The 20,152-nt window shown below is 58.5% G+C and carries 20 protein-coding genes; 11 read left to right on the forward strand and 9 right to left on the reverse strand.

The features are described from left to right. Window positions 1–22: 22 nt before the first annotated feature. Window positions 23–2,143 (reverse strand): acetyl-CoA hydrolase/transferase C-terminal domain-containing protein, encoded by a 2,121-nt coding sequence (locus LDN84_RS12735; RefSeq protein WP_223903830.1) that lies wholly within the window; start codon window positions 2,141–2,143, stop codon window positions 23–25. A gap of 332 nt (window positions 2,144–2,475) precedes the next feature. Between LDN84_RS12735 and LDN84_RS12740 the strand changes: the two genes are divergently transcribed. The 6 genes from LDN84_RS12740 (at window position 2,476) to LDN84_RS12765 (ending at window position 7,989) form a co-directional block, all read left to right on the forward strand. Then, a complete protein-coding gene (locus tag LDN84_RS12740) occupies window positions 2,476–3,648 on the forward strand; it encodes an ABC transporter substrate-binding protein (RefSeq protein ID WP_223903831.1) in 1,173 nt (390 codons plus the stop codon). A gap of 268 nt (window positions 3,649–3,916) precedes the next feature. Next, a complete protein-coding gene (locus LDN84_RS12745; protein ID WP_223903832.1) occupies window positions 3,917–4,789 on the forward strand; it encodes a branched-chain amino acid ABC transporter permease in 873 nt (290 codons plus the stop codon). After that, entirely contained in the window at window positions 4,789–5,766 is a 978-nt protein-coding gene (locus LDN84_RS12750) for a branched-chain amino acid ABC transporter permease (protein ID WP_223903833.1), read from the forward strand. The genes LDN84_RS12745 and LDN84_RS12750 overlap by 1 nt, the downstream gene beginning before the upstream one ends. Beyond that, window positions 5,763–6,569: an ABC transporter ATP-binding protein gene (locus tag LDN84_RS12755; protein WP_223903834.1), complete on the forward strand. Its 807-nt coding sequence runs from the start codon at window positions 5,763–5,765 to the stop codon at window positions 6,567–6,569. The genes LDN84_RS12750 and LDN84_RS12755 overlap by 4 nt, the downstream gene beginning before the upstream one ends. Further along, window positions 6,562–7,299 carry an ABC transporter ATP-binding protein gene (locus tag LDN84_RS12760; protein WP_223903835.1) on the forward strand — a complete coding sequence of 246 codons (738 nt, stop codon included), beginning with the start codon at window positions 6,562–6,564 and terminating at the stop codon, window positions 7,297–7,299. The genes LDN84_RS12755 and LDN84_RS12760 overlap by 8 nt, the downstream gene beginning before the upstream one ends. Window positions 7,300–7,404: 105 nt before the next feature. Further along, window positions 7,405–7,989, forward strand: a complete 585-nt coding sequence (locus LDN84_RS12765) for a hemerythrin domain-containing protein (protein WP_223903836.1) — start codon at window positions 7,405–7,407, stop codon at window positions 7,987–7,989. Here LDN84_RS12765 and LDN84_RS12770 read toward each other — a convergent pair. Together LDN84_RS12770 and LDN84_RS12775 are read right to left on the reverse strand one after the other, a co-directional pair. Then, window positions 7,937–8,824, reverse strand: a complete 888-nt coding sequence (locus LDN84_RS12770) for a helix-turn-helix domain-containing protein (RefSeq protein WP_223903837.1) — start codon at window positions 8,822–8,824, stop codon at window positions 7,937–7,939. The genes LDN84_RS12765 and LDN84_RS12770 overlap by 53 nt on opposite strands. A gap of 7 nt (window positions 8,825–8,831) precedes the next feature. Further along, the gene (locus tag LDN84_RS12775; protein ID WP_223903838.1) at window positions 8,832–9,431 is read right to left on the reverse strand and encodes a LysE family translocator; all 600 of its coding nucleotides are present in this window, start codon (window positions 9,429–9,431) and stop codon (window positions 8,832–8,834) included. 231 nt (window positions 9,432–9,662) lie between these two features. On the opposite strand from LDN84_RS12775, the gene creD reads away from it, so the two are divergent. After that, window positions 9,663–10,973 carry a cell envelope integrity protein CreD gene (gene creD, locus LDN84_RS12780; protein ID WP_223903839.1) on the forward strand — a complete coding sequence of 437 codons (1,311 nt, stop codon included), beginning with the start codon at window positions 9,663–9,665 and terminating at the stop codon, window positions 10,971–10,973. Window positions 10,974–11,010: 37 nt separating this feature from the next. Here creD and LDN84_RS12785 read toward each other — a convergent pair whose 3' ends face one another. The 4 genes from LDN84_RS12785 to LDN84_RS12800 all read right to left on the reverse strand — a co-directional run bounded on the left by LDN84_RS12785 (window position 11,011) and on the right by LDN84_RS12800 (window position 14,466). Continuing rightward, window positions 11,011–11,862 carry a class III extradiol dioxygenase family protein gene (locus LDN84_RS12785; RefSeq protein WP_223903840.1) on the reverse strand — a complete coding sequence of 284 codons (852 nt, stop codon included), beginning with the start codon at window positions 11,860–11,862 and terminating at the stop codon, window positions 11,011–11,013. Between the two features lie 15 nt (window positions 11,863–11,877). Further along, complete coding sequence (locus LDN84_RS12790) at window positions 11,878–12,231, reverse strand: protocatechuate 4,5-dioxygenase subunit alpha (RefSeq protein WP_223903841.1); 354 nt, start codon at window positions 12,229–12,231, stop codon at window positions 11,878–11,880. A 115-nt stretch (window positions 12,232–12,346) separates the two neighbouring features. Further along, window positions 12,347–13,786, reverse strand: a complete 1,440-nt coding sequence (locus LDN84_RS12795; protein WP_223903842.1) for a heavy metal sensor histidine kinase — start codon at window positions 13,784–13,786, stop codon at window positions 12,347–12,349. Beyond that, the gene (locus tag LDN84_RS12800; RefSeq protein ID WP_223903843.1) at window positions 13,783–14,466 is read right to left on the reverse strand and encodes a heavy metal response regulator transcription factor; all 684 of its coding nucleotides are present in this window, start codon (window positions 14,464–14,466) and stop codon (window positions 13,783–13,785) included. The genes LDN84_RS12795 and LDN84_RS12800 overlap by 4 nt, the downstream gene beginning before the upstream one ends. 120 nt (window positions 14,467–14,586) lie before the next feature. Between LDN84_RS12800 and LDN84_RS12805 the strand changes: the two genes are divergently transcribed. Together LDN84_RS12805 and LDN84_RS12810 are read left to right on the forward strand one after the other, a co-directional pair. Continuing rightward, window positions 14,587–15,915, forward strand: a complete 1,329-nt coding sequence (locus tag LDN84_RS12805; RefSeq protein ID WP_223903844.1) for a ferredoxin reductase family protein — start codon at window positions 14,587–14,589, stop codon at window positions 15,913–15,915. A 197-nt stretch (window positions 15,916–16,112) separates the two neighbouring features. Further along, complete coding sequence (locus LDN84_RS12810; protein ID WP_223903845.1) at window positions 16,113–17,024, forward strand: LysR family transcriptional regulator; 912 nt, start codon at window positions 16,113–16,115, stop codon at window positions 17,022–17,024. A gap of 23 nt (window positions 17,025–17,047) precedes the next feature. Here LDN84_RS12810 and LDN84_RS12815 read toward each other — a convergent pair whose 3' ends face one another. Continuing rightward, a complete protein-coding gene (locus LDN84_RS12815) occupies window positions 17,048–17,440 on the reverse strand; it encodes a hypothetical protein (protein WP_223903846.1) in 393 nt (130 codons plus the stop codon). Window positions 17,441–17,544: 104 nt separating this feature from the next. Continuing rightward, window positions 17,545–18,468, reverse strand: coding sequence for a helix-turn-helix domain-containing protein (locus tag LDN84_RS12820; RefSeq protein ID WP_223903847.1), 924 nt, complete (start codon window positions 18,466–18,468; stop codon window positions 17,545–17,547). Between the two features lie 111 nt (window positions 18,469–18,579). Between LDN84_RS12820 and LDN84_RS12825 the strand changes: the two genes are divergently transcribed. Together LDN84_RS12825 and LDN84_RS12830 are read left to right on the forward strand one after the other, a co-directional pair. Next, window positions 18,580–19,755: a cytochrome P450 gene (locus LDN84_RS12825; RefSeq protein ID WP_223903848.1), complete on the forward strand. Its 1,176-nt coding sequence runs from the start codon at window positions 18,580–18,582 to the stop codon at window positions 19,753–19,755. 70 nt (window positions 19,756–19,825) lie between these two features. Beyond that, window positions 19,826–20,149 carry a 2Fe-2S iron-sulfur cluster-binding protein gene (locus LDN84_RS12830; protein ID WP_223903849.1) on the forward strand — a complete coding sequence of 108 codons (324 nt, stop codon included), beginning with the start codon at window positions 19,826–19,828 and terminating at the stop codon, window positions 20,147–20,149. Window positions 20,150–20,152: the final 3 nt, after the last annotated feature.

Consider the following 20,152-nt stretch of genomic DNA (forward strand, 5'->3'; position numbering starts at 1 on the left):
CTCGGGAAAATGAATCCCTTGGTTACAGGTTCCCCGCCAGCAGGCGGCGTACCAAAGCATCCTTGAGGCTGCTGGAATCTGCTAGGCCCAGGCGCTCCAGGTAGGCCTGCGGCACCTCTTTGTTCTCCCAGAAGCTCTTGACGACCAGCGACAGCAACTGGGCTGGGTGCTCACTGGCATGTTTCAGTTTCTTGAGGGCACCCACCATGTGCAGTTCTTCCGTCGTCAGGTCAGTGCCAAAGGGAAAGTCTGGCAGCAAACCGGCCTGCGCCCAGGGTTTGAGTTTCTGCTGCAAGGCTTCGGGAAAGTTGTTTCGGTAGCGCTCTGGAATCTGGTAACTTGCGTCCAGCTTGCCATGTGCCTTGGCCTGCTTGAGCAGCTCATTTTGAAAACGGGAATCGGCGATGGCTATCAGGCGCTTGACCACTTCCCCATCGGGCTGACCACGCAACTCGGCCACACCGTATTCGGTGATGACGATGTCACGCAAATGGCGCGGAATGGTGACATGCCCATAGTTCCAGACAATGCTGCTGATCACCCCCGCTTTGTGGCTATGGGTGGCGCGCAGCATCATGATCAGGCGCGAATCGGGCAGCGCATGCGACATGGCCACAAAGTTGTACTGGCCACCCACGCCGCTGACCACCTGGCCGGACTCCAGCGCGTCGCTGGCGGCAGCGCCCAGCAAGGTGATGATCATGGTGGTGTTGATGAACCGGGCTTTGCGGCGTTGCGCCCGTTTGAGCTCTTCCTGACCATACAGCTGGTTGATGAAGTCGATGCGCGTCATGTCGATCTTGGCCAGTTCATGAGCAGGCATGGTCCGCAGGTGTTCGTAAAAGTCGCGCGGCCCCAGGAAAAAACCGCCCGTCATGGTGATGCCACCCAGCAGGCGCGAGCCCAACATGTGCTGGCATACCGTCTCAAAGGCAGATTCATCTAGCAGGTTGGCGCTGCAGTGCAGATTGCCCATGACCAGTTGCCCACCTTTGAGGCTGACCTCCGGGCGCAGTACACCAAAACGCTGCAAAAACGCAAAATCTTCTGCGCCCAGCGGTGAGCGCACACGAGCGGCATCCAACAAGGCGCGCAGCGTTTGGGAGGTGACTGTTGCGTCAGGGATGGCGCCCTTGTTCAGCAATTGCTGCAACACCGCATCGTTAAACACCTCGCGACGGATGATGCCAGCCTCGATCAGCTTGAGAAAGCCGTTGACAAACATTTCCGAGCAACCATAGAGACCCTCGTTGAAGCGGTCCAGGTTGCGCCCCTCCAATCCATCGGGGCAGATGGCTTCCAGGATATGCCGATATTCAACGCTGTGCCGATCCCGCAGGATGAGCGCCTGGCTGATCGCATCACCCAGCGAGCCAATACCAATTTGCAAAGTTCCACCATCGGCCACCAGGCTGGAGGCATGCAGGCCGATGGCATAGTCCGCCACGCTCACCTTGCCATTGGGTGGGGCAAAGACGGTGTGTGTGCCCGCCGGATCGGTGACCAGCAGGTCAAAGAAATCGGGGCGGACTTCAGCCGTATTCGGCATGTAGGGCATCTGCTGGTTAACCACGCCGATGGCGGTGATCTTGTTGCCTGATGCACGGTACATCTCCATCACTTCAAGAATCACATCCGGGTTGCTTGACAGGCTCAAACTCAGCGCTTCACCGTCTTGTCGGCATGCAACCGCCTGTGCAATGACGTTCATGCCCTGAGACACCATGTCGCGGGCAATATGGGTGTAGTTGCTGGAAATGTAGTTTTGCTGTGCCACATGATTGCCAAGGTAATCACCGGTTTTCATGAACACCTCGCTCACCTCGATGTTGGGCGGCAGGCCGGGGCCGCGCAAGTCCTTGACGTATTCCAGATCCGGGTAGTCGGCAAACACACGCTCCACCAGGGGTTTCAGAAAATGCCGCTCCAGCTCACTTTTGCCGACCGGCTTGACCAGTGAGAGCGCCGTGATGATCTTGAGCTTGCGGCTGGGGTTGGCCTTGATGCGGTGGTAGAGCGCGTTCACAAAGGTGTTGGGCTTGCCAACACCAAGCGGAATGCCAAGCACAATGTCGCCGGGGGTTGTATCCAGCACGTGGTCTACGCAGGCATCTATGGAATCAATCATCAAAGGGGTTTGCATGGTGTCTCTATCTACTTGGTTGGCATCTGATTAGCTTAGATCAGGTTACCTCGATCATGCCAGCTTGAGATCGGGAAGGTGCTCAGAAAGTGACACTATTGGGACAAACTTGGGCCTTGACGAAGACCTGACCGCCAAATTCACCCCCTGCCATCCATTCACCGCAACACAGGCCAGCATACCGGTGCGGATGCCATTGAGCAGCTTGAAAACTCCAGCCCGGGTTATTTCAAAGTGTTATAGCTAAGAGTCGGAAATCGCTCTTGCGCTCAGCTCGATTTGACTGCACATTAATAAGAAAGCGAACCTTCCCACCACCTTGGAGACAACCCATGAACAAAAGACTATTCATTCATGCCGTAGCCCTTGCTGCAGCATCGTTGGCCGCTAGCAATTCAATAGCTCAAAACAACACCTTCAAAATTGGCCTGATTTTGCCCATGACCGGGCAGCAGGCCAGCACCGGCCGCCAGATTGAAGCCGCCGCCAAACTTTATATGGCGCAAAACGGCGACACGGTCGCAGGCAAAAAGGTGGAATTGATCGTCAAGGACGACACCAGCATTCCCGATGTCACCAAACGCCTGGCGCAGGAGTTGATCGTGAGTGACAAGGTGAATGTACTGGCAGGTTTTGGCATTACCCCCTCCGCATTGGCCACGGCCCCATTGGCCACCAAATCCAAAACACCCATGGTGGTCATGGCTGCGGCCACCTCCAGCATCACTCAGGCTTCACCCTATGTGGTGCGTACCAGCTTCACACTGGCACAGGCTGCGGTGGCTATGGGGGACTGGGCTCCCAAAAACGGCATCAAGAAAGTGGTAACGCTGGTCAGCGACTACGGTCCCGGCATTGATGCTGAAAAGTACTTCAAAGAGCGTTTTGTCTTCAACGGTGGGCAAGTGTCCGAGTCTTTGCGTGTGCCTTTGCGCGGCCCGGACTTTGCACCATTCCTGCAAAAAGTACGTGATATCAAACCCGATGCGCTGTTTGTTTTTGTGCCCTCTGGCGCAGGCGCTGCGGTCATGAAGCAGTTTCTTGAACGTGGCATGGACAAGGCTGGCATCAAGCTGATTGGCACGGGCGACATCACCGATGATGACCAACTCAATGACATGGGTGACGGCGCGCTGGGTGTGGTGACCTCACACCACTATTCAACGGCCCACCCATCTGCCGTGAACAAGAAGTTTGTTGATGCCTTTGCCAAAGCCAACCCCAGCCTGCGCCCCAACTTCATGGCCGTAGGTGGTTATGACGGCATGCGCGTGATATACGAAGCGCTCAAAGCCACCAAAGGCCAAGGCGGTGGGGATGCCTTGCTGGCAGCCATGAAGGGCCAGATTTTTGAGAGCCCACGCGGCCCGATGTTCATCGACGCACAAACCCGTGACGTGGTGCACAACATCTACCTGCGCAAAGTTGAAAAGAAAGACGGCCAGCTCTACAACGTGGAATTTGACGTGATCAAAGACGTGAAAGACCCGGGTAAGGCCAAGTAAGCGACACAGAAGTCTGGTCACCCTTGTTGCAAGACCTTTCTTGGATGGGGTGATTGGACGCAGCGACTGTTGCAGTTGGGGGCGGCGACTGGGCAATACGCATGCGGTTTCGAGGTGAAATCACGCGGGAGCCGTTGCGGGTGAATGCAAGTTTGCCTCCGCGCCCTTCACCCCGAAGCCCGTTCGTATTACCCAATCACAGCCTCCAACCGATACGCTTGCCGTTTATTGTTACGTTGTTTTTTTATATTCACTCACGCAACCTCTCATGCTGACTATCCTCTTTGATGGCATCGCCTACGGCATGCTGTTGTTCATTCTGGCTGTAGGGCTGGCCGTGACCATGGGCTTGATGAACTTCATCAACCTGGCACACGGTGCCTTTGCCATGGTGGGTGGCTACATCACCGTGCTGCTGATGCAGCAATTTGACGTGCCGTTTTTGTTGTGCCTGCCGCTGGCCTTTCTGGGTTCGGCGCTGTTGGGCGCGGTGCTGGAGCGCACGCTCTACCGCCCGCTGTACCACAAACCCCACCTGGACCAGGTGCTGTTTTCCATTGGCCTGACCTTCATGGCGGTAGCCAGTGCCGATTACTTCATTGGCTCTGGTCAGCAAATCGTCCAGTTGCCTGAATGGCTCAAGGGACGCACTGAGTTGGGTGATGGGGCCTGGATGCTGGGCATGGGGCATTACCGGCTGTTCATCATTGCCGTGTGTGCGGCACTCACCGTGGCGCTGCAATACGTACTGACCAAAACCCGATTCGGCAGCCGCCTGCGTGCCTCGGTAGACGACCAGCGCGTGGCTGCCGGCATGGGCATCAACGTCAACGTGGTGTTTTTGACCACCTTTGCCGTGGGCTCCGGTCTGGCTGGGCTGGGAGGAGCACTGGGTGCAGAAGTGCTGGGGCTGGACCCGAGCTTTCCGCTGAAATTCATGATTTACTTTTTGATCGTGGTCGCCGTGGGCGGCACCTCCAGCATCACCGGCCCGCTGCTGGCCGCACTGTTGCTGGGCGTTGCCGACGTGGCAGGCAAGTACTACATCCCCAAACTGGGCGGCTTCATTGTGTACAGCCTGATGATTGCCATTTTGATCTGGCGACCACAAGGCCTGTTTGTGCGCAAAGGGGGTAAATAATGAGCAATACACAAAACCTGCTGCGCCAGACCGGCCGCTGGAAGCGTTGGGAAATCCCGCTGTGGCTACTGGCACTGGTTCTACCCCTGGTGTTACCGGAGCATGCGCTGATCATCAACGAAATCGCCATCGTGGCGCTGTTTGCCCTGTCGCTGGATTTGATTTTGGGCTTTACTGGCATCGTCTCGCTGGGTCATGCCGCTTTTTTTGGCATGGGAGCCTATTCGGCGGCCCTGTTTGCCAAACTGGTCATGCCTGATCCGCTGGTTGGCTTGGCCGTTGGGATTGCCAGCGCCACCGTGCTGGGTGCGCTGTGCAGCGCCACCATTTTGCGCGGCACCGATCTGACCCGACTGATGGTCACGCTCGGCGTGGCCCTGATTCTGGGGGAGCTGGCCAACAAGATGGACTGGTTGACCGGTGGTGCCGATGGCCTGCAAGGTGTGATGATGGGCCCCTTGCTGGGCCAGTTTGAGTTTGACCTCTATGGCCGCGTGGCAGCCTGGTACTCCTTGGCTGTGTTGCTGGTGATGTTTGTACTGACACGGCGTTTGGTGAACTCACCATTTGGTGCCACGCTCAAAGCGGTTCGTGACAACCGGCTGCGTGCCATGGCGATTGGTATTGCCGTCAACAGCCGCCTGGTTCTGGTTTACACGGTGGCGGCCGCCCTGGCCGGAGCTGCCGGGGCTTTGCTGGCGCAGACCACCGGTTTTGCGTCGCTGGATTTGTTCGAGTTTCACCGCTCTGCCGATGTGATGTTGATCCTGGTCGTGGGTGGTGTCGGCTGGCTGTATGGCGGCATCACGGGTGCCATTGTGTTCAAACTGATGCAGGATGCCATCTCCAGCATCACGCCGCAGTACTGGACTTTTTGGATTGGTCTGTTCCTGGTGGTGCTGGTGCTGGTGGGGCGTGAACGCCTGTTCCGCCCCTGGACCTGGCTCGGTAAACGCAAAACAGGAGGTGCAGCATGAGTAACACCGTACTGTCAGCCCAAGGCCTGGTGATGAAGTTTGGCGGTATTACCGCCACCAACAATGTCACGCTGGATTTAAAAAAAGGTGCCCGCCACGCCTTGATCGGCCCCAATGGCGCAGGCAAAACCACACTGATCAATTTACTCACTGGTGTGTTGCAACCCACCTCGGGCAAGATCACCCTGGAGGGACAAGACATCACCAACCTGGCCCCCTACCAACGGGTGCGCCGTGGCATGGTGCGTACATTCCAGATCAACCAGCTGTTTGACACCCTGACCCCGCTTGAAACCCTGGCCATGGTCGTGTCGCAACAGCAAGGGCTGGGTGGCAAATGGTGGCAGGCGCTGGGCTCGCAAAAGCGGGTCACCGAGCGCTGTGAACAGTTGCTGGAGCAGTTTCATTTGACAATGGTGATGGCACAGGAAACCCGTGTACTGGCCTACGGCAAACGCCGCCTGCTGGAGATTGCCATTGCCCTGGCTTGCGAGCCTCGTGTACTGCTGCTGGATGAGCCCGTTGCCGGTGTACCCGCAGGTGAACGTGAAGAGCTGCTGCAAACTGTGGCGGCATTACCTGCCGACGTGTCCATTTTGCTGATCGAACACGACATGGATCTGGTGTTCAGTTTTGCCAACCGCATGACCGTCCTGGTCAACGGTACGGTGCTGACCGAGGGTGACCCGGACCAGATTGCCAACGATCCACAAGTCAAGGCGGTGTACCTGGGCCATGGAGATGAAATCAACGAAGGCATTGATGCCATGAACGCAGGTGCAGGAGGCGTACGCCATGAGTGAGCTGCTCAAAGTCGACAATTTAAGTGCCGGTTATGGCGAAGCCGTGGTTTTGCACAGTGTGTCGCTGTCTATCAATGAGGGCCAAACGCTGGCGCTGCTGGGGCGCAACGGCACCGGCAAAACCACACTGATCAACACCCTGGCCGGGGCCACGCGCCAACACGGCGGCAGCATCAGCCTGGGTGCTGGCACCACAGCGGTGACGCTGCACAAGCTGCCCTCCCACGAACGCGCCGCAGCCGGTATTGGCTGGGTGCCGCAAGAGCGCAACATTTTCAAGTCCCTCACGGTGCACGAAAACCTCACGGCCGTGGCACGCCCGGCCCGTGCTGGCCGGGCCTCGCGCCCCTGGACACCCGAGCGTGTGTACGAGCTGTTTCCCCGACTGGCCGAGCGCAAGAGCAACCTGGGGACACAACTCTCAGGTGGCGAGCAGCAGATGCTGGCGCTGGGTCGCGCGCTGGTACTCAACCCGACGCTGCTGCTGCTGGACGAACCCTGCGAAGGCCTGGCACCCATCATTGTGCAGGAGCTGCTGCGCGCCATTCGGCGCATCACCCGTGACGAAGGCCTGTCAGCCATCATCGTGGAGCAACACCCGCAGGCGATTCTGGCCATCTCGGACACCGCCGCCGTGCTGGATCGTGGCACCGTGGTGTACACCGGCACTGCCCGCAGCCTGCAGGAGCAACCTGTCTTGCTGGACAAGCTGCTGGGTGTGGCCCGCTGAGCTTAATTGCTATTTAAATAATAGCTACTTGCGCATATTCCACGTGCTCTACAGGCATGAATATGCTTAAAAAATGACCTTTAACCTTCACCCAAAGACCCGACCATGGAACCCTCCAGCATTCACATCATTCGCGACGAACACACTGCCCTGGCGGCCATGCTGCGCTCACTGGGCATGATGGTGGATCGTGGGCCGGGCGCACATCCACAAAACTTCTTCGACGTATTACGCTCCATGCTGTTTTACATCGACGAGTTTCCTGAGCGCCTGCACCACCCCAAAGAAACCGAGCTGCTGTTCCCCAAAGTGGCCGAACGGGTGCCCGAGACGGCAGCGTTGATCGCCCAGCTGGACAAGGAACACGAACTGGGTGAGTCCAATGTACGCAAGCTGCAGCACTTGCTGTTGGCCTGGGAGTTGCTGGGTGAATCACGCCGTGAGCCCTTTGCGGTAGCCGCCAAGCGCTACCTTGGCTTTTACCTGGAACACATGCGACTTGAAGAAAACGTGATCCTGCCCGCCGCCCTGAAAGTGCTGAGTGTTGAGGACTGGAAGGAGATCGATGCCGCATTCGAGACCAATTGCGACCCCCTCACCGGCAAATACCCGCTGGATCCAGTGTTCGAGCAATTGTTCACCCGTATCGTGAACCATGCTCCGGCACCCATCGGTCTGGGCGAGGACTGATCACCCGGCCTGGCATGGGCTCAGCCCGGTGCGGTGCATAGCTGCCCGGTGTCATGGCGTGTCGAAGTTTGAACGCGCGCTGCATGTGGGCCTGATCGGCAAAACCCATGGCGTGTGCGGCCTCGGCCAGCGAAGCACCACCGGCAATCAAGCGCCGGGCACCATTCACACGCAGGTTCTGTAGAAACTGCGCCGGGGCCACGCCCATTGCCCCCTTAAAACGGCGCGTGAATTGCGAGGGACTCATGCCGCAGTTTTGTGCAAGCTCTCCCACACTCACCCCCATGTCCAGGCCACCATGCAGGCGTTGCAAGGCGGGCTCCAAAAACAACGGGTATGGCGGCTGGTCACACGGGGCACCAGGCAAAAGAAGGGGGGCCAGCCATTGGACAAGTTGCTGGATCTGCTGCGTGGCAGCCGCATCGCTGCCCAAGGGTTGGCAAAGTTGATCCACCCACTCGGAAGTAGCGGTGTCATTGAGGGTACGTGAGGCAAAGTGCAGCGCCGTGACGGGTTCCAAACGGCTTTGCTGCGCAGCGATCCGGTCGTGTAACCAGTTTGCCTCCACAAAGAGCATGCGATAAGACCAAACTTGCCGTTGTTGGGGGTTGCAGGCATGGATGACATCGGGCTCAATCAACACCACAGAACCCCGTTGAACCTTCTGCGGGCCGCTGGGATGATGGAACATGGCCTCACCGTCATCCACGATGCCTATGGAATATTCGGCATGTGTGTGCATGCGGTAGCAGTCGGCTGAACGCGCACTTACCCGCAACTCGGCCCAGGGAGTGGCCGGGTGGCGGTGTACGTGATGAGTGCCAGGCAGGTGCATAGGAGGTTCAGGGCGAGATGGCGGGAATCATACCGACGACCGTCAGTGCGAGTGTGCCAGCCAATGCCAGGTTGAGGTGGCGCTGGCGGACAGGTGATTCGAGCCAACGCGCCAATGCACTGCCCATGATGGCCCAGGTGCCAACCCCGATCAGGCAGGCCAGCAAGGAGACACCACCAAAAAGCCACAGATAGGCTCCTACATCCGCTTGCGGCAAAACGAACAGACCAACTCCCGAGAGCGCAACCAGCCAGGCTTTCGGATTAAGCGCCTGTATCAAAATACCACTGCCAAAGGCCTGCCAGCGGTGTGTCGGTGAATCGCCTGGTACGGGTTGAAGTGCCGATGTAGGCGCGCTGGCCATTTTCCAGGCCAGGAACAGCAGATACAAGCAGCCCAGCCACTGCGTGGCACTGACCAGCATGGGATGGCCAATAAGCACATGCTGGGCACTTGTGCCCATCAGCATGACAACCCAAGCGTAGCTCACACTGGCCCCCAGTACAAAGGCCAGGGGTTGCCCGGCCTCTTTGGTGGACCCATGACTCAAGGCCAGCACGTTGACCGGCCCCGGTGTGATGGCCCCCACCAGGGCAAATGTACTCATGGCGAGTAAAGAAGAAATCAAACGGTGCCTCCTGTTCAGACTGCATAGATAAAACGCAAGTCTGACAGGCCAGCGCCGGTTTGTATTGAACGGAATTGCGCGGTGACTGGGCTCAGCACGAGCCAAGCGCCGCATCATTCACCCAGACTTCACCTTGTGCGCACAGCGCCATCACACCCACATCACACAGCCTGCGGACACTGCCAGCTTATTCAACAACAAGGAGCTGACGTGAAAAACACATTGTTATGGAAAGCTGCGCTGGTGCTGGTACTGGCGGTTTTGCTGTGGATACCGCTGCTGATGATCGAGAACACCATCCAGGCGCGAACGAGCTACCGCTATGAAGCGGTGAGTGCCATTGCGGCCAGCTCGGCGGGGGAGCAAAAACTCTGGGGTCCAGTGCTGACAGTGAGCGTGGAAGAAGAGTATGACGAAACCGTAACCGGCTGGACTAAAGCTGGTGAAGTGGCAGGCAGCAAGCGGCAAGTTCGCAAACACACGGTGCAGGTCAAGCCTGCAGCCGTCGACCTGAAAGGCAAGATGGAGGTAGAGCTGCGCAAGCTGGGCCTGTTCAGCACACCGGTTTTTGAGCTGACCGCCACACTCAGTGGCAACTATGTTGCCCCCACAGTGAAAGACTTGCCGCCCCTGGGTCCCAACGCCAAACTCAAATGGGGCGTGCCGGTGCTGACGGTTGGGGTAGGCGACACACGTGGCATTGCGGGTGCACCCATCGCCACGCTGGCTGATACCCCCATGGAGATCGTCGGCGGCAGCGACCTGGCCGACTTCAAAACAGGTTTTCACGGCATCGCCAGCACCGTGCAACTCGACGGCAGCGCCAGAACTTTGCCCTTTGCGGTAACCCTGCGCCTGATGGGTACCAGCGCCTTTGGCTTTGTGCCTGTAGGCACGGTATCGACAGCAGAGCTGTCTGGCAATTGGCCACACCCCAGCTTCAGCGGTGACTTTTTACCACGCACCCGCAGCGTGCAAGACAGTGGTTTTAGCGCCCAGTGGGGAACCACGGCACTGGCCTCCACCGGTGCCAAGGAGCCACAAGGCTTTCAGGTGCGTTTGATTGAGCCGGTGGATGTGTACCGACAGGCCACACGCTCGGTGAAATACGGTTTTCTGTTCATTGCGCTGAGTTTTGCGGCATTTTTTGTGTTTGAGCAACTCAAATCTTTGCCTATCCATCCGATTCAATATGGACTGGTGGGCCTGGTTCAAGCAGTGTTCTTTTTGCTGTTGCTCAGCTTGTCGGAACACATGGCGTTTGCCTGGGCCTATGCTGCGGCTGCCAGTGCATCCGTGCTGCTGGTTGGCGTGTACCTGGCCTCGGTGCTGCGCGGGGTGGGGCGTGCGCTTGGTTTCAGTGCGGCCATGGCAACACTGTATGCCGCGCTGTTTGGTTTGTTGCAGTTCGAGCAGAACGCGCTCTTGCTGGGCTCTGTGCTGCTGTTCCTGCTCCTGGCTGCGGTCATGCTCGGCACCCGCAAGGTGGACTGGTACAGCCAGGGGAATGCTACGGCTTAAACAAACCACCACCGGGAGGGTGGTGGTTGCACCGGTATCAGCTCACCTTTTCCAGCGCCAGCAAGCCGGTAGCGGTGTTGGAAATCGGGATGTGGTAGTTGCTGTGCACCTTGCGCACCCCCGGCTGATCACCCACCGTCAACGCGGCACGCATGGCCAGCCAGGCCAGCAGCTCGATGCCCTGGGTGCCGGTTTTTTCCACCAATTCGTGGATGCTGAACTGGGTGGCCCACTCGGGGTTGGTCAGCAGGCTTTCCATGAATTTCAGGTCAAAGTCTTTGTTGATGAAGCCAGCGCGTGTGCCTTCAAGTTGATGGCTCAGGCCGCCAGAGGCGATGAAGGCCACTTTCTTGCTGCTGTCCCAGGCCGCCACGGCTTCGCCCACGGCACGGCCAAACGCATACACGCGGTGGGCTTTGGGCAGCGGGAACTGCACGGTGTTGATGCACACCGGCACCACGGTCACCGAATAGTCGCCCTCGGGGAAAAACAGCTTCAACGGCAAGGAACAGGCGTGGTCGACCAGCATTTCCTGGCAGGTGGTGATGTCAAATTCCTTGTCCATCAGATGGTTGATGATTTGCCAGGACAAGTCCACCTCACCCTTGAGCGGCTCCAGTGACGGAATGCCCCAGCCTTCGTCGGAGTTGACGTATTGCGGAGCTGCGCCGACCGCGAAGGTAGGCATCTTGTCCAGAAAGAAATTCAGACCGTGGTCGTTGTAAAAGATCACCATCACATCGGGCTTTTGCGTTTTGAGCCATTCGTGGATGGGGGGAAAACCGTCAAAAAACGGCTTCCAGTACGGGTCCTGCTGCAGGCCTTTGTGGATCGCGCCGCCGATGGCGGGAATGTGGGAGGTGCCGAGGCCACCGATGATTTTTGCCATGCTTGTTCTCCTGATCTATTTGCCTGCAGCCACGAGCTTGGCCTTGAATTCATCTTTGGTCATGCCGGTTTGCTGGGCCCCGATATCTTGCATGTCCAGCCCAAAAATACCGGCAAACTTGGCCAGGTAATAGGCATTACCCCCGGCATCGAGCAGTTGCAACACGTTTTTGGCACGAATGGCGGCGGCCTGTACTTCGGTCAAACCATATTTGCGCATGTAGGCTTCTTCGTCCTTCAGGAACTCGGCACGGTTTTCGGCCGAGTTGAACGAAAAGCACATTTTGTTGAGCGCATAACCTCTTTTGGCGTATTCGCCATCAAACGGGTTGGTGCCCGGAATTTGCGGTAAGGGGGTGCGTGATGCCACGGGGAATCTCCTGTTTTGTCATATTGAGAGAATGGACGGGTTGAAGTATTCGCCATTCTTCCAACAAAATAAACCGATCAATCACGATGGAATACATGAGCCAATTCGATTGATTTCAAGAAAAGGTTTGCGTCAGCGGCAGGCGCATACCAATCCGGTTGACCCCCTGCGCACTGCTGGCAAACACGCCGCCACCATGCATTTTGGCCACGGCACGCACAATGGCCAAGCCCAGCCCGACGTGGCCGGCATCACGGGTACGCACGCCGTCGGCACGGTAGAAGCGGTCAAACATGCGTGCACGGGTGGCCTCGTCAATGGCGGGCCCCTGATTCACTACCGCCAGTTCACATTGCCCATGCTCGATACCCATCGTGATCTGGATCGGTGTTCCGGCTTGGGCGTACTGCATGGCATTCATCAGCAAATTGGACAATGCGCGCTTGAGCAAGCCAGCGTTACCTTCCAGTGTGACATTGCCGCGAATGTCAAGCTGCGTGCCGGACTCTGCCAGCAGGGATTCAAAAAATTCAGCCATCTCCTCAGCCAGCACACGCAGATCCAGCGGCAGGGTGGCATCGGCGCGTTCACCATGGTCAGCGCGGGACAGAAACAGCATGTCACGCACCACCGCGGCCAAGCGCTCCAGGTCTTCCAGGTTGTCGGTCAACACCTCTTGCAAGGCTTCGGCACTGCGCGGGTGTAACAAGGCCACCTGGGTCGCGCCAATCAGGGTGGCCAGGGGGGATCGCAACTCATGCGCCACATTGGCGTTGAAAGTTTCAAGCTGCCGGAAAGCCGCTTCCATACGATCCAGGGCCGCATTAAAAGACTGCACCAGAGGGTAAAGCTCCGTGGGTTGGGGCGGCAAGTCCAGACGCTGTGCCAGCCGATCAGGCCCCAGCGTGCGGGCGGCATCCGACAACTCGCGCAAAGGGCGCAGTGCCCAGCGCGCCAGTGCCCAGCCCAGCAGCGCCGTGGCCAGGCCACCGCAGACCACCACCGCGGTCACCAGCCAGGCAAAGTCGCTCAAGGTGGCTTGCGCTCGCGCACCATCACTGCCAACCATCACCAGCACCTGGTCTCCCGGTGGCAGGCCCTTCACAGCATGCCCCAATACCTGGAGGTACTCGCCGGATTCCGCTCCCATGGGCTGAACACCCGCTGCGTCAAAGCGCAGCCTTTGCCAGCCCCTTGTCTGAGAAGCCGTCTGTGCAACGGCGCGCATGGTGTCGTTGCCAGTGCTACAGGCTTTTCCTTGTGCCTCCTGGCAAAAAACCCAGTAATAGGTGGAGCGATCCGAGTGGTGCAGCGTGTTCAGATGCTCTTCAATGCTGTGCCACTGGTCACTCACGCGGCCACCAGCGCGGGTGCGTGCCACCATTTGCATCACCACTTCAAGTTTGGTGCGCTGCACATGCTGGCGTTCGTGTTGCAGGGATTTGTCCAGGAAAAACAGCAACGCCGCACCACAGATGCCAAACACCAGCAGCGCAAAAAATGCAAACAACCAAGCCAGTTGGCCAGCAATGGACAGACGTTGGTGAAGCTTCATACGGGGTTGCCCTCACGCCACTCCAGCACATACCCCATGCCACGCACGGTGTGCAGCAGTTTGTCGGCAAAGTCCTCATCCATCTTGCTGCGCAGGCGTTTGATGGCGGCCTCCACCACGTTCAGGTCGCAATCAAAGTGAATGCCCCAGACCAGCTCGGCCAGTGCGGTTTTGGACAGCACCTGCCCCTTGCGCCGCATCAGCGTGGTTAGCAACTGGAACTCTTTGGCCGTCAGGTGGATGCGTTTGCCAGCGCGGGTGACCTGTTGCGCCACCGGGTCCAACACCAGATCGGCCACGTTGAGCTTGCCGTCGTCCAGCGGCGCGCTGCGGCGCACCAGGGCATGCAAACGCGCCAGCAGTTCAACAAATGAAAACGGTTTAACCAGGTAATCGTCCGCCCCGGCTTGTAGGCCACGCACACGGTCTGCCACACTGTCGCGGGCGGTGAGCATGATGACCGGCGTGCGGTGCGTGGTGCGCAGGGCCTGTACCAGATCCACACCATCCAGCCCAGGCAACATGCCATCAAGCACGATCACGTCATAGTCTTCGGTACGGGCCAGGTGCAAGCCGTCAATGCCGTTTTCGGCGGTGTCCACGGTGCAGCCACTTTCCTGCAGGCCTTTTTGCAAATAGCTCAAGGCCCGGCGGTCGTCTTCAACAATGAGGAGTTTCATAACGCCGATTGTTCCAGAGCCCTGGCAGGTGTTGGCTGACAAAGCTGTCAGCAAGCGGTCTGCATTCTGTCAGTGGGTGCGGCCGATACTTGCTTGCACACGCTTTCTATAAGTAACACCATGAAACACATTCAACGCTTTTACCTGGGGCTGATCGTCACATTCACCTTGCTCTGGCTGTGGGCCGACTCGGCCTGGCTCGGTAGCAGCAACTACTTTGTCTGGCGCACGGCCTTCACCAACTGGACCGGGCTGCTGGGGATGGTGGCGATGAGTGTGGGCATGATCCTGTCGGTACGCCCAATTCGCGTAGAGCCACACCTGGGCGGCCTGGACAAGATGTACCGCCTGCACAAGTGGCTGGGCATTACCGGCCTGGTTTTGTCCGTTTCCCACTGGGCGCTGGCCAAATCACCGCGTTATCTGATTGACCTGGGCTGGATCGAGCGCCCAGGGCCACGCGTGCGTGGCCCGCTGCCAGAAGGCCTGGAGGGCCTCTTTTTAAGCCAGCGCAAGTTGGCCGAGACCCTGGGCGAATACGCGTTTTACGTGTTGTGCGCCCTGCTGCTGCTGGCACTGATCAAGCGCTTTCCGTACAAACATTTCTTCAAAACCCACCGCTGGATGGCCGTGGTGTACCTGGTGCTGGTGGTACATGCCGTGGTGTTGATGAAGTTCAGCTTCTGGAACCAGGGCGTGGGCCCGCTGAGCGCCGTGCTGATGGTGCTGGGCAGTGCGGCGGCGGTGGTATCGCTGCTGCGCCGGGTTGGCATCCACCGCCGTGCAGTGGGCGTGATTGAGGCGTTGGAGCACCACCCCGAGAGCGGCGTGCTGCGCGTGGATGTACGCCTGCAAGACCGTTGGGACGGGCACGATGCTGGGCAATTCGCCTTCGTCACTTTTGACGACGCAGAAGGCCAGCACCCGTTCACCATCTCATCGGCCTGGCACAACGACGGCCATCTGTTTTTCCTGATAAAGGAAGGTGGCGACTACACCAGCACGCTACCGTCCAAACTGAAGGTGGGGGAGCTGTGTACAGTGGAAGGCCCCTATGGCCGCTTTGTCTTCAACAGCGACGTGCCGCGCCAGATCTGGGTGGCCGGGGGCATTGGCATCACCCCCTTTATTGCCCGTATGCAGGCCCTGGCCAAGCAAGGCCATGACCAGCCCGTAGACCTGTTTTGGTCCGTGCGCGTGCTGGAAGATGAAGCCTTGCGCCGGGTACAAGCCAATGCAGACAAGGCCCAGGTGCGCTTGCATATCATCCGCGACGGCCAAAACGACCCGCTGACCGCGCAACGCATCACCACGTTGGTGCCGTCATGGGCTCAGGGTGATGTCTGGTTCTGCGGCCCCGCTGGGTTTGGATCGGCCTTGCGCGAAGGCTTTGGCCGCCTGGGGCTTGGTAGCGAACACTTCCACCAGGAACTGTTCCAAATGCGTTAAAGGAAATTTTTACTACAAAATAAATAGCTACTTGCGCTTGTATAACAAGCGCTACAGGCTAATTTGTATTTTAAAAATCACCTTATCCACTGGCGGACTGTGGCTGTGGAGGTGGAGGTGGATCACTCATGAACATCCAACAAAATATCCAGATGAATCACAATCCAACACATGAGCCCGTTCGATGAATCAACCCTATGACAAAGTTCAACTACGCCGACCTTGACGGCCACCTGCTGCAACTCCTGGTGGCGGTGGTAGAGGTCGGCTCCATCACCGGAGCCGCCCAGCGCCTGGGCGTGACGCAATCGGCGGTGAGCCATTTGCTGGACAAGTTACGTGCCATCACCGGTGATGCGCTGTTTGTCAAATCCGGCCGGGGCATTGTGGCCACCGTTCATGCCGAGCAGCTGGCTGTCAAAGCCCGCGAACTGTTGGCCGCCATGGAAGGTTTTGCCATGTCGGGCGCGTTTGACCCGGCGCGCTGGCGCGGCACTTTCACCATTGCCGCCAACGACTTTCAGCGTGACGTTTTGCTGCCGCCGCTGATGGCTCAATTACGCAAACAAGCGCCGGGCGTGACGCTGCGGGTTATTCCGTCCAACATCCCCAGCCTGGAGATGCTGCGCCAGGAACACTGCCAACTGGTTATCAGCCCGCGCCCACCCGATGGGGGTGACGTGATGCAAAAACGTCTGTTTGAAGACAGCTACCGTGTGTTTTACGACCCCAGCCAGCGTGACGCGCCGCAAAGCCTGGCCGACTACCTGGCCGCCGAGCACATCACCGTGGTGTACGAGCCCAAGCGCGCACTCGACCTGGATCAATGGCTGGCCGGGCGCGGCGTGCAGCGCCAGTTCAAGGTCATGGTGCCCGGCATGGCCGCCCTGCCCGCCTTTGTGCGCGGCAGCCAGCTACTGGCCACGGCCCCTGGCTTATTGCAGCAGCACCTGTTCAAAGACCTGGCCAGCGCGCCCGTGCCGCTGGACTGCCCGACGATGCCGATGTACATGATGTGGCACAGACGCTACCAAAACGATCCGGCTCACCAGTGGATACGCGAGGGCTTGGATCAGGTAGCGCACAAGGTTCAGACCAGCCTCGGCTAAGGGCCTCGGGGCCGAGGCCAACTTCAGCCGACGCAAAACTCCACCGTACCCAGTCCCATCCTCATGGGATCATCGGAAGGGAGGGCTTTGGATCGGTTTCTATCGACGCTGATCCAAAGACATCCTATCCCCAGGCTAAAAACCGAAATGGCAATGAATTCGTCACGCGAGAAACCGCCCGCAACCGCATCCAGCTCTGCATCGCTCAGTACCTGGTCAGCCAGGGTATTGCGGCTTTCAGCAAAATGCTGGACAAGTTCGGCCTGCGTCACAGTGATACCGTGTTGGGCGGCGGCCTCAGCCACGATGGCGGCAGCTTGCTGAGTATCCACAATGCCTTTCAACTTGATTTGTAAACCTTGGTCATTCGTCATGACTTGTTGCAGTTGGGAAAGCGTGGTCACGGATAAAGTCATATAGATTTCCTTGAGAAGGTAAAAAATGGGCTTACCCGGCGTGAGTAACAAGTGCCGCCAATTGGTTCCCAACCTTGTGCCAATACCCCGCAGGGTGACCCTTCTCAATCCTGTTCACCATGCGCTGCCCGGTAACTTTGCGGGCTCACCCCCATGCGGCGTTTGAAGAAGCGCGAGAAATACGCCGGGTCGTCAAACCCCAGCTCAGCAGCCAGCCGCGCAGCCGGGGCGGCAATGTAGATCAGCCTGCGGCAGGCCTCGCGCGTGAGCCGTTCATGAATCAGCTCCAGGGCACTGATGCCACGCTCCGAACGCACCAGGCGATTGAGCCTTGGTATGGACAAACCCAGCCGCGAGGCGTAACGCTCCAGTGGCCAATGCTCAAGAAAATTTTGCTCCACCAGCAGTACAAAACGTGTGAAAAGTGCCTGATGGTTCTGCCCGCGTGGGCCTTGCGCCAACTGCCCCTGGGCACTTGATTGAGACAAGCGCCACACCACGGCCCGAGCCAACCACACCGTCACCGGTGCTCCGGCAGCGTCTGGCATCTTGAACTCAGCCAGCAAGCTGCGAAACAAATCACTCAGACGCTGGCTGGTGCTGTCCTCAGACATCAGCCGAACCACGCTGGGCAACAGGAACAAAGCCCGAAAAGCCTCCCCCACCGCCTGAAACTCGCCTTCGAGCAAAAAGCGTGCACTCAGCGTCAACACCGCACCGTCGGTGTTTGGCGCAAAACGAAAGCCGTGCACCACACCGGGTGGCACGACCAAGGCTACCGGTGCCTCAACCGTTTCGCGGTGTTCGTCAAGCAGCACTTGTGCTGACCCCTGATGCAACCAGACCACCTGGTACAGGCCGTGATGCACATGGGGTTCAATCTCCCACTGGTAGCGCGCACTGCGCGACTCCACATCCTCCACATGCAACAAATCCTGCCCAGCCACAGCGGTTTCGCCATACAAGGCAAATTGGGGAATGGCACTGGCCAGGCGGGTAGATGCTGATCGTGAGGCAATTTTTGTCATAGATCAATTTTGAACGAAAAGTACCAGCAATGGCACGCCTTTTTACAGTGTGATTCAGGCCGCCAGCCCCTAAAGTTACGACGCGAACAACAACCACACAGGAGACATTGCATGTTCAGTTTTGACCCCTATTCGCCAGCCGTAGACGCGGACCCGTTCCCGTACTACAAACATCTGCGTGATGAAGCGCCCTGCTTCTGGAGCCCCGAGGCCCAGATGTGGGTGCTGACGCGCTACACCGATATCGTGTCCGCCGGGCAGGATTGGCAAACCTATTCCAGCGCCAGCGGCAACCTGATGACCGAACTGCCTGGCCGCGCCGGTGCCACGCTGGGCAGCTCAGATCCACCGAAACATGATCGCCTGCGTGGTCTGATTCAGCACGCGTTCATGAAGCGCAACCTGATGGCGCTGGAAGAACCCATCCGCGACATCGCCAAACAAGTGTTTGGTCAGCTCCAAGGAGTGAAGCAATTTGACTTCAAGGAAGTGTCCTCACAGTTCACCGTGAAGGTGCTGATGGCGGCCTTGGGCCTGCCCATGGGTGATGAGGCCATCGTGCCCGAATCCGAAGTGCGCGACAACGCCGTGCTGATGGTGCAAAGTGATGCCCGTACCCGCGCCAAAGGCCCTGAGCACATTGCCGCCTACAACTGGATGCAGGAATACGCCGCCAAGGTGATCGCCACCCGGCGGGCCGAACCCCGCAATGACCTGATCAGCAACTTTGCGCTGGCCGAAATTGACGGCGACCGCCTGGACGACCGTGAGGTACTGCTGACCACCACCACGCTGATCATGGCAGGAGTGGAATCGCTGGGCGGCTTCATGATGATGTTTGCCTACAACATGGCCACCTTTGACGAAGCTAGAGCCGCCGTGGTGGCCAACCCCGAGTTGCTGCCCGACGCGATTGAAGAAAGCCTGCGTTTCAACACCTCGGCCCAGCGCTTCCGCCGCCGTTTGATGAAAGACGTGACCTTGCATGGCCAAACCATGAAGGAAGGCGACTTTGTCTGCCTGGCCTATGGCTCCGGCAACCGCGACGAGCGCCAGTACCCCAACCCCGATGTGTACGACATCAGTCGCAAACCACGCGGTCACCTGGGTTTTGGTGGCGGCTTGCATGCCTGCCTGGGCACGGCGATTGCCCGCATTGCCGTGAAGATTGCGTTTGACGAATTCCACAAAGTGGTGCCGAACTACCACCGCGTCGCCGACCAATTGCCGTGGATGCCATCAAGCACGTTCCGCAGCCCCCTGGTGCTGGAATTGGCCGTTTCGTAATCTACGCAGACCACCCACCACGCGCCGCCCTGATCAGGCGGCGCTTTTTAACTTTCAAGAGACCTCTTTCATGGCCAATATCACCTACATCGAAGCATCAGGACAAAGCACCACAGTCAGCCTGAATGACGGCTGGAGCCTGATGCAAGGGGCTACCGCCAACGGCATCGACGGAATTCTGGGCGAATGCGGTGGCTCCTGCGCCTGCGCCACCTGCCACTGCTACGTAGACGAAGCCCGCCTGGGCGACCTGCCCGCCGCCTCTGAAGGCGAACTCGATATGCTGGAAAATGTGGCCGCCGAGCGCCGCCCCAACAGCCGCCTGGCCTGCCAGATCAAAGCCAGCGCCGCGCTGGAAGGCCTGATCATCCACCTGCCAGCCACCCAGGAATAAACC

The sequence above is a fragment of the Rhodoferax lithotrophicus genome, from assembly GCF_019973615.1.
GTDB lineage: Bacteria > Pseudomonadota > Gammaproteobacteria > Burkholderiales > Burkholderiaceae_C > Rhodoferax > Rhodoferax lithotrophicus.

Coding starts and splice junctions, on each gene's coding strand:
- LDN84_RS12735 (WP_223903830.1), bottom strand. CDS start 2,143: ATGCAAACCCCTTTGATGATTGATTCCATAGATGCCTGCGTAGACCAC.
- LDN84_RS12740 (WP_223903831.1), top strand. CDS start 2,476: ATGAACAAAAGACTATTCATTCATGCCGTAGCCCTTGCTGCAGCATCG.
- LDN84_RS12745 (WP_223903832.1), top strand. CDS start 3,917: ATGCTGACTATCCTCTTTGATGGCATCGCCTACGGCATGCTGTTGTTC.
- LDN84_RS12750 (WP_223903833.1), top strand. CDS start 4,789: ATGAGCAATACACAAAACCTGCTGCGCCAGACCGGCCGCTGGAAGCGT.
- LDN84_RS12755 (WP_223903834.1), top strand. CDS start 5,763: ATGAGTAACACCGTACTGTCAGCCCAAGGCCTGGTGATGAAGTTTGGC.
- LDN84_RS12760 (WP_223903835.1), top strand. CDS start 6,562: ATGAGTGAGCTGCTCAAAGTCGACAATTTAAGTGCCGGTTATGGCGAA.
- LDN84_RS12765 (WP_223903836.1), top strand. CDS start 7,405: ATGGAACCCTCCAGCATTCACATCATTCGCGACGAACACACTGCCCTG.
- LDN84_RS12770 (WP_223903837.1), bottom strand. CDS start 8,824: ATGCACCTGCCTGGCACTCATCACGTACACCGCCACCCGGCCACTCCC.
- LDN84_RS12775 (WP_223903838.1), bottom strand. CDS start 9,431: ATGAGTACATTTGCCCTGGTGGGGGCCATCACACCGGGGCCGGTCAAC.
- LDN84_RS12785 (WP_223903840.1), bottom strand. CDS start 11,862: ATGGCAAAAATCATCGGTGGCCTCGGCACCTCCCACATTCCCGCCATC.
- LDN84_RS12795 (WP_223903842.1), bottom strand. CDS start 13,786: ATGAAGCTTCACCAACGTCTGTCCATTGCTGGCCAACTGGCTTGGTTG.
- LDN84_RS12800 (WP_223903843.1), bottom strand. CDS start 14,466: ATGAAACTCCTCATTGTTGAAGACGACCGCCGGGCCTTGAGCTATTTG.
- LDN84_RS12805 (WP_223903844.1), top strand. CDS start 14,587: ATGAAACACATTCAACGCTTTTACCTGGGGCTGATCGTCACATTCACC.
- LDN84_RS12810 (WP_223903845.1), top strand. CDS start 16,113: ATGACAAAGTTCAACTACGCCGACCTTGACGGCCACCTGCTGCAACTC.
- LDN84_RS12815 (WP_223903846.1), bottom strand. CDS start 17,440: ATGACTTTATCCGTGACCACGCTTTCCCAACTGCAACAAGTCATGACG.
- LDN84_RS12820 (WP_223903847.1), bottom strand. CDS start 18,468: ATGACAAAAATTGCCTCACGATCAGCATCTACCCGCCTGGCCAGTGCC.
- LDN84_RS12825 (WP_223903848.1), top strand. CDS start 18,580: ATGTTCAGTTTTGACCCCTATTCGCCAGCCGTAGACGCGGACCCGTTC.
- LDN84_RS12830 (WP_223903849.1), top strand. CDS start 19,826: ATGGCCAATATCACCTACATCGAAGCATCAGGACAAAGCACCACAGTC.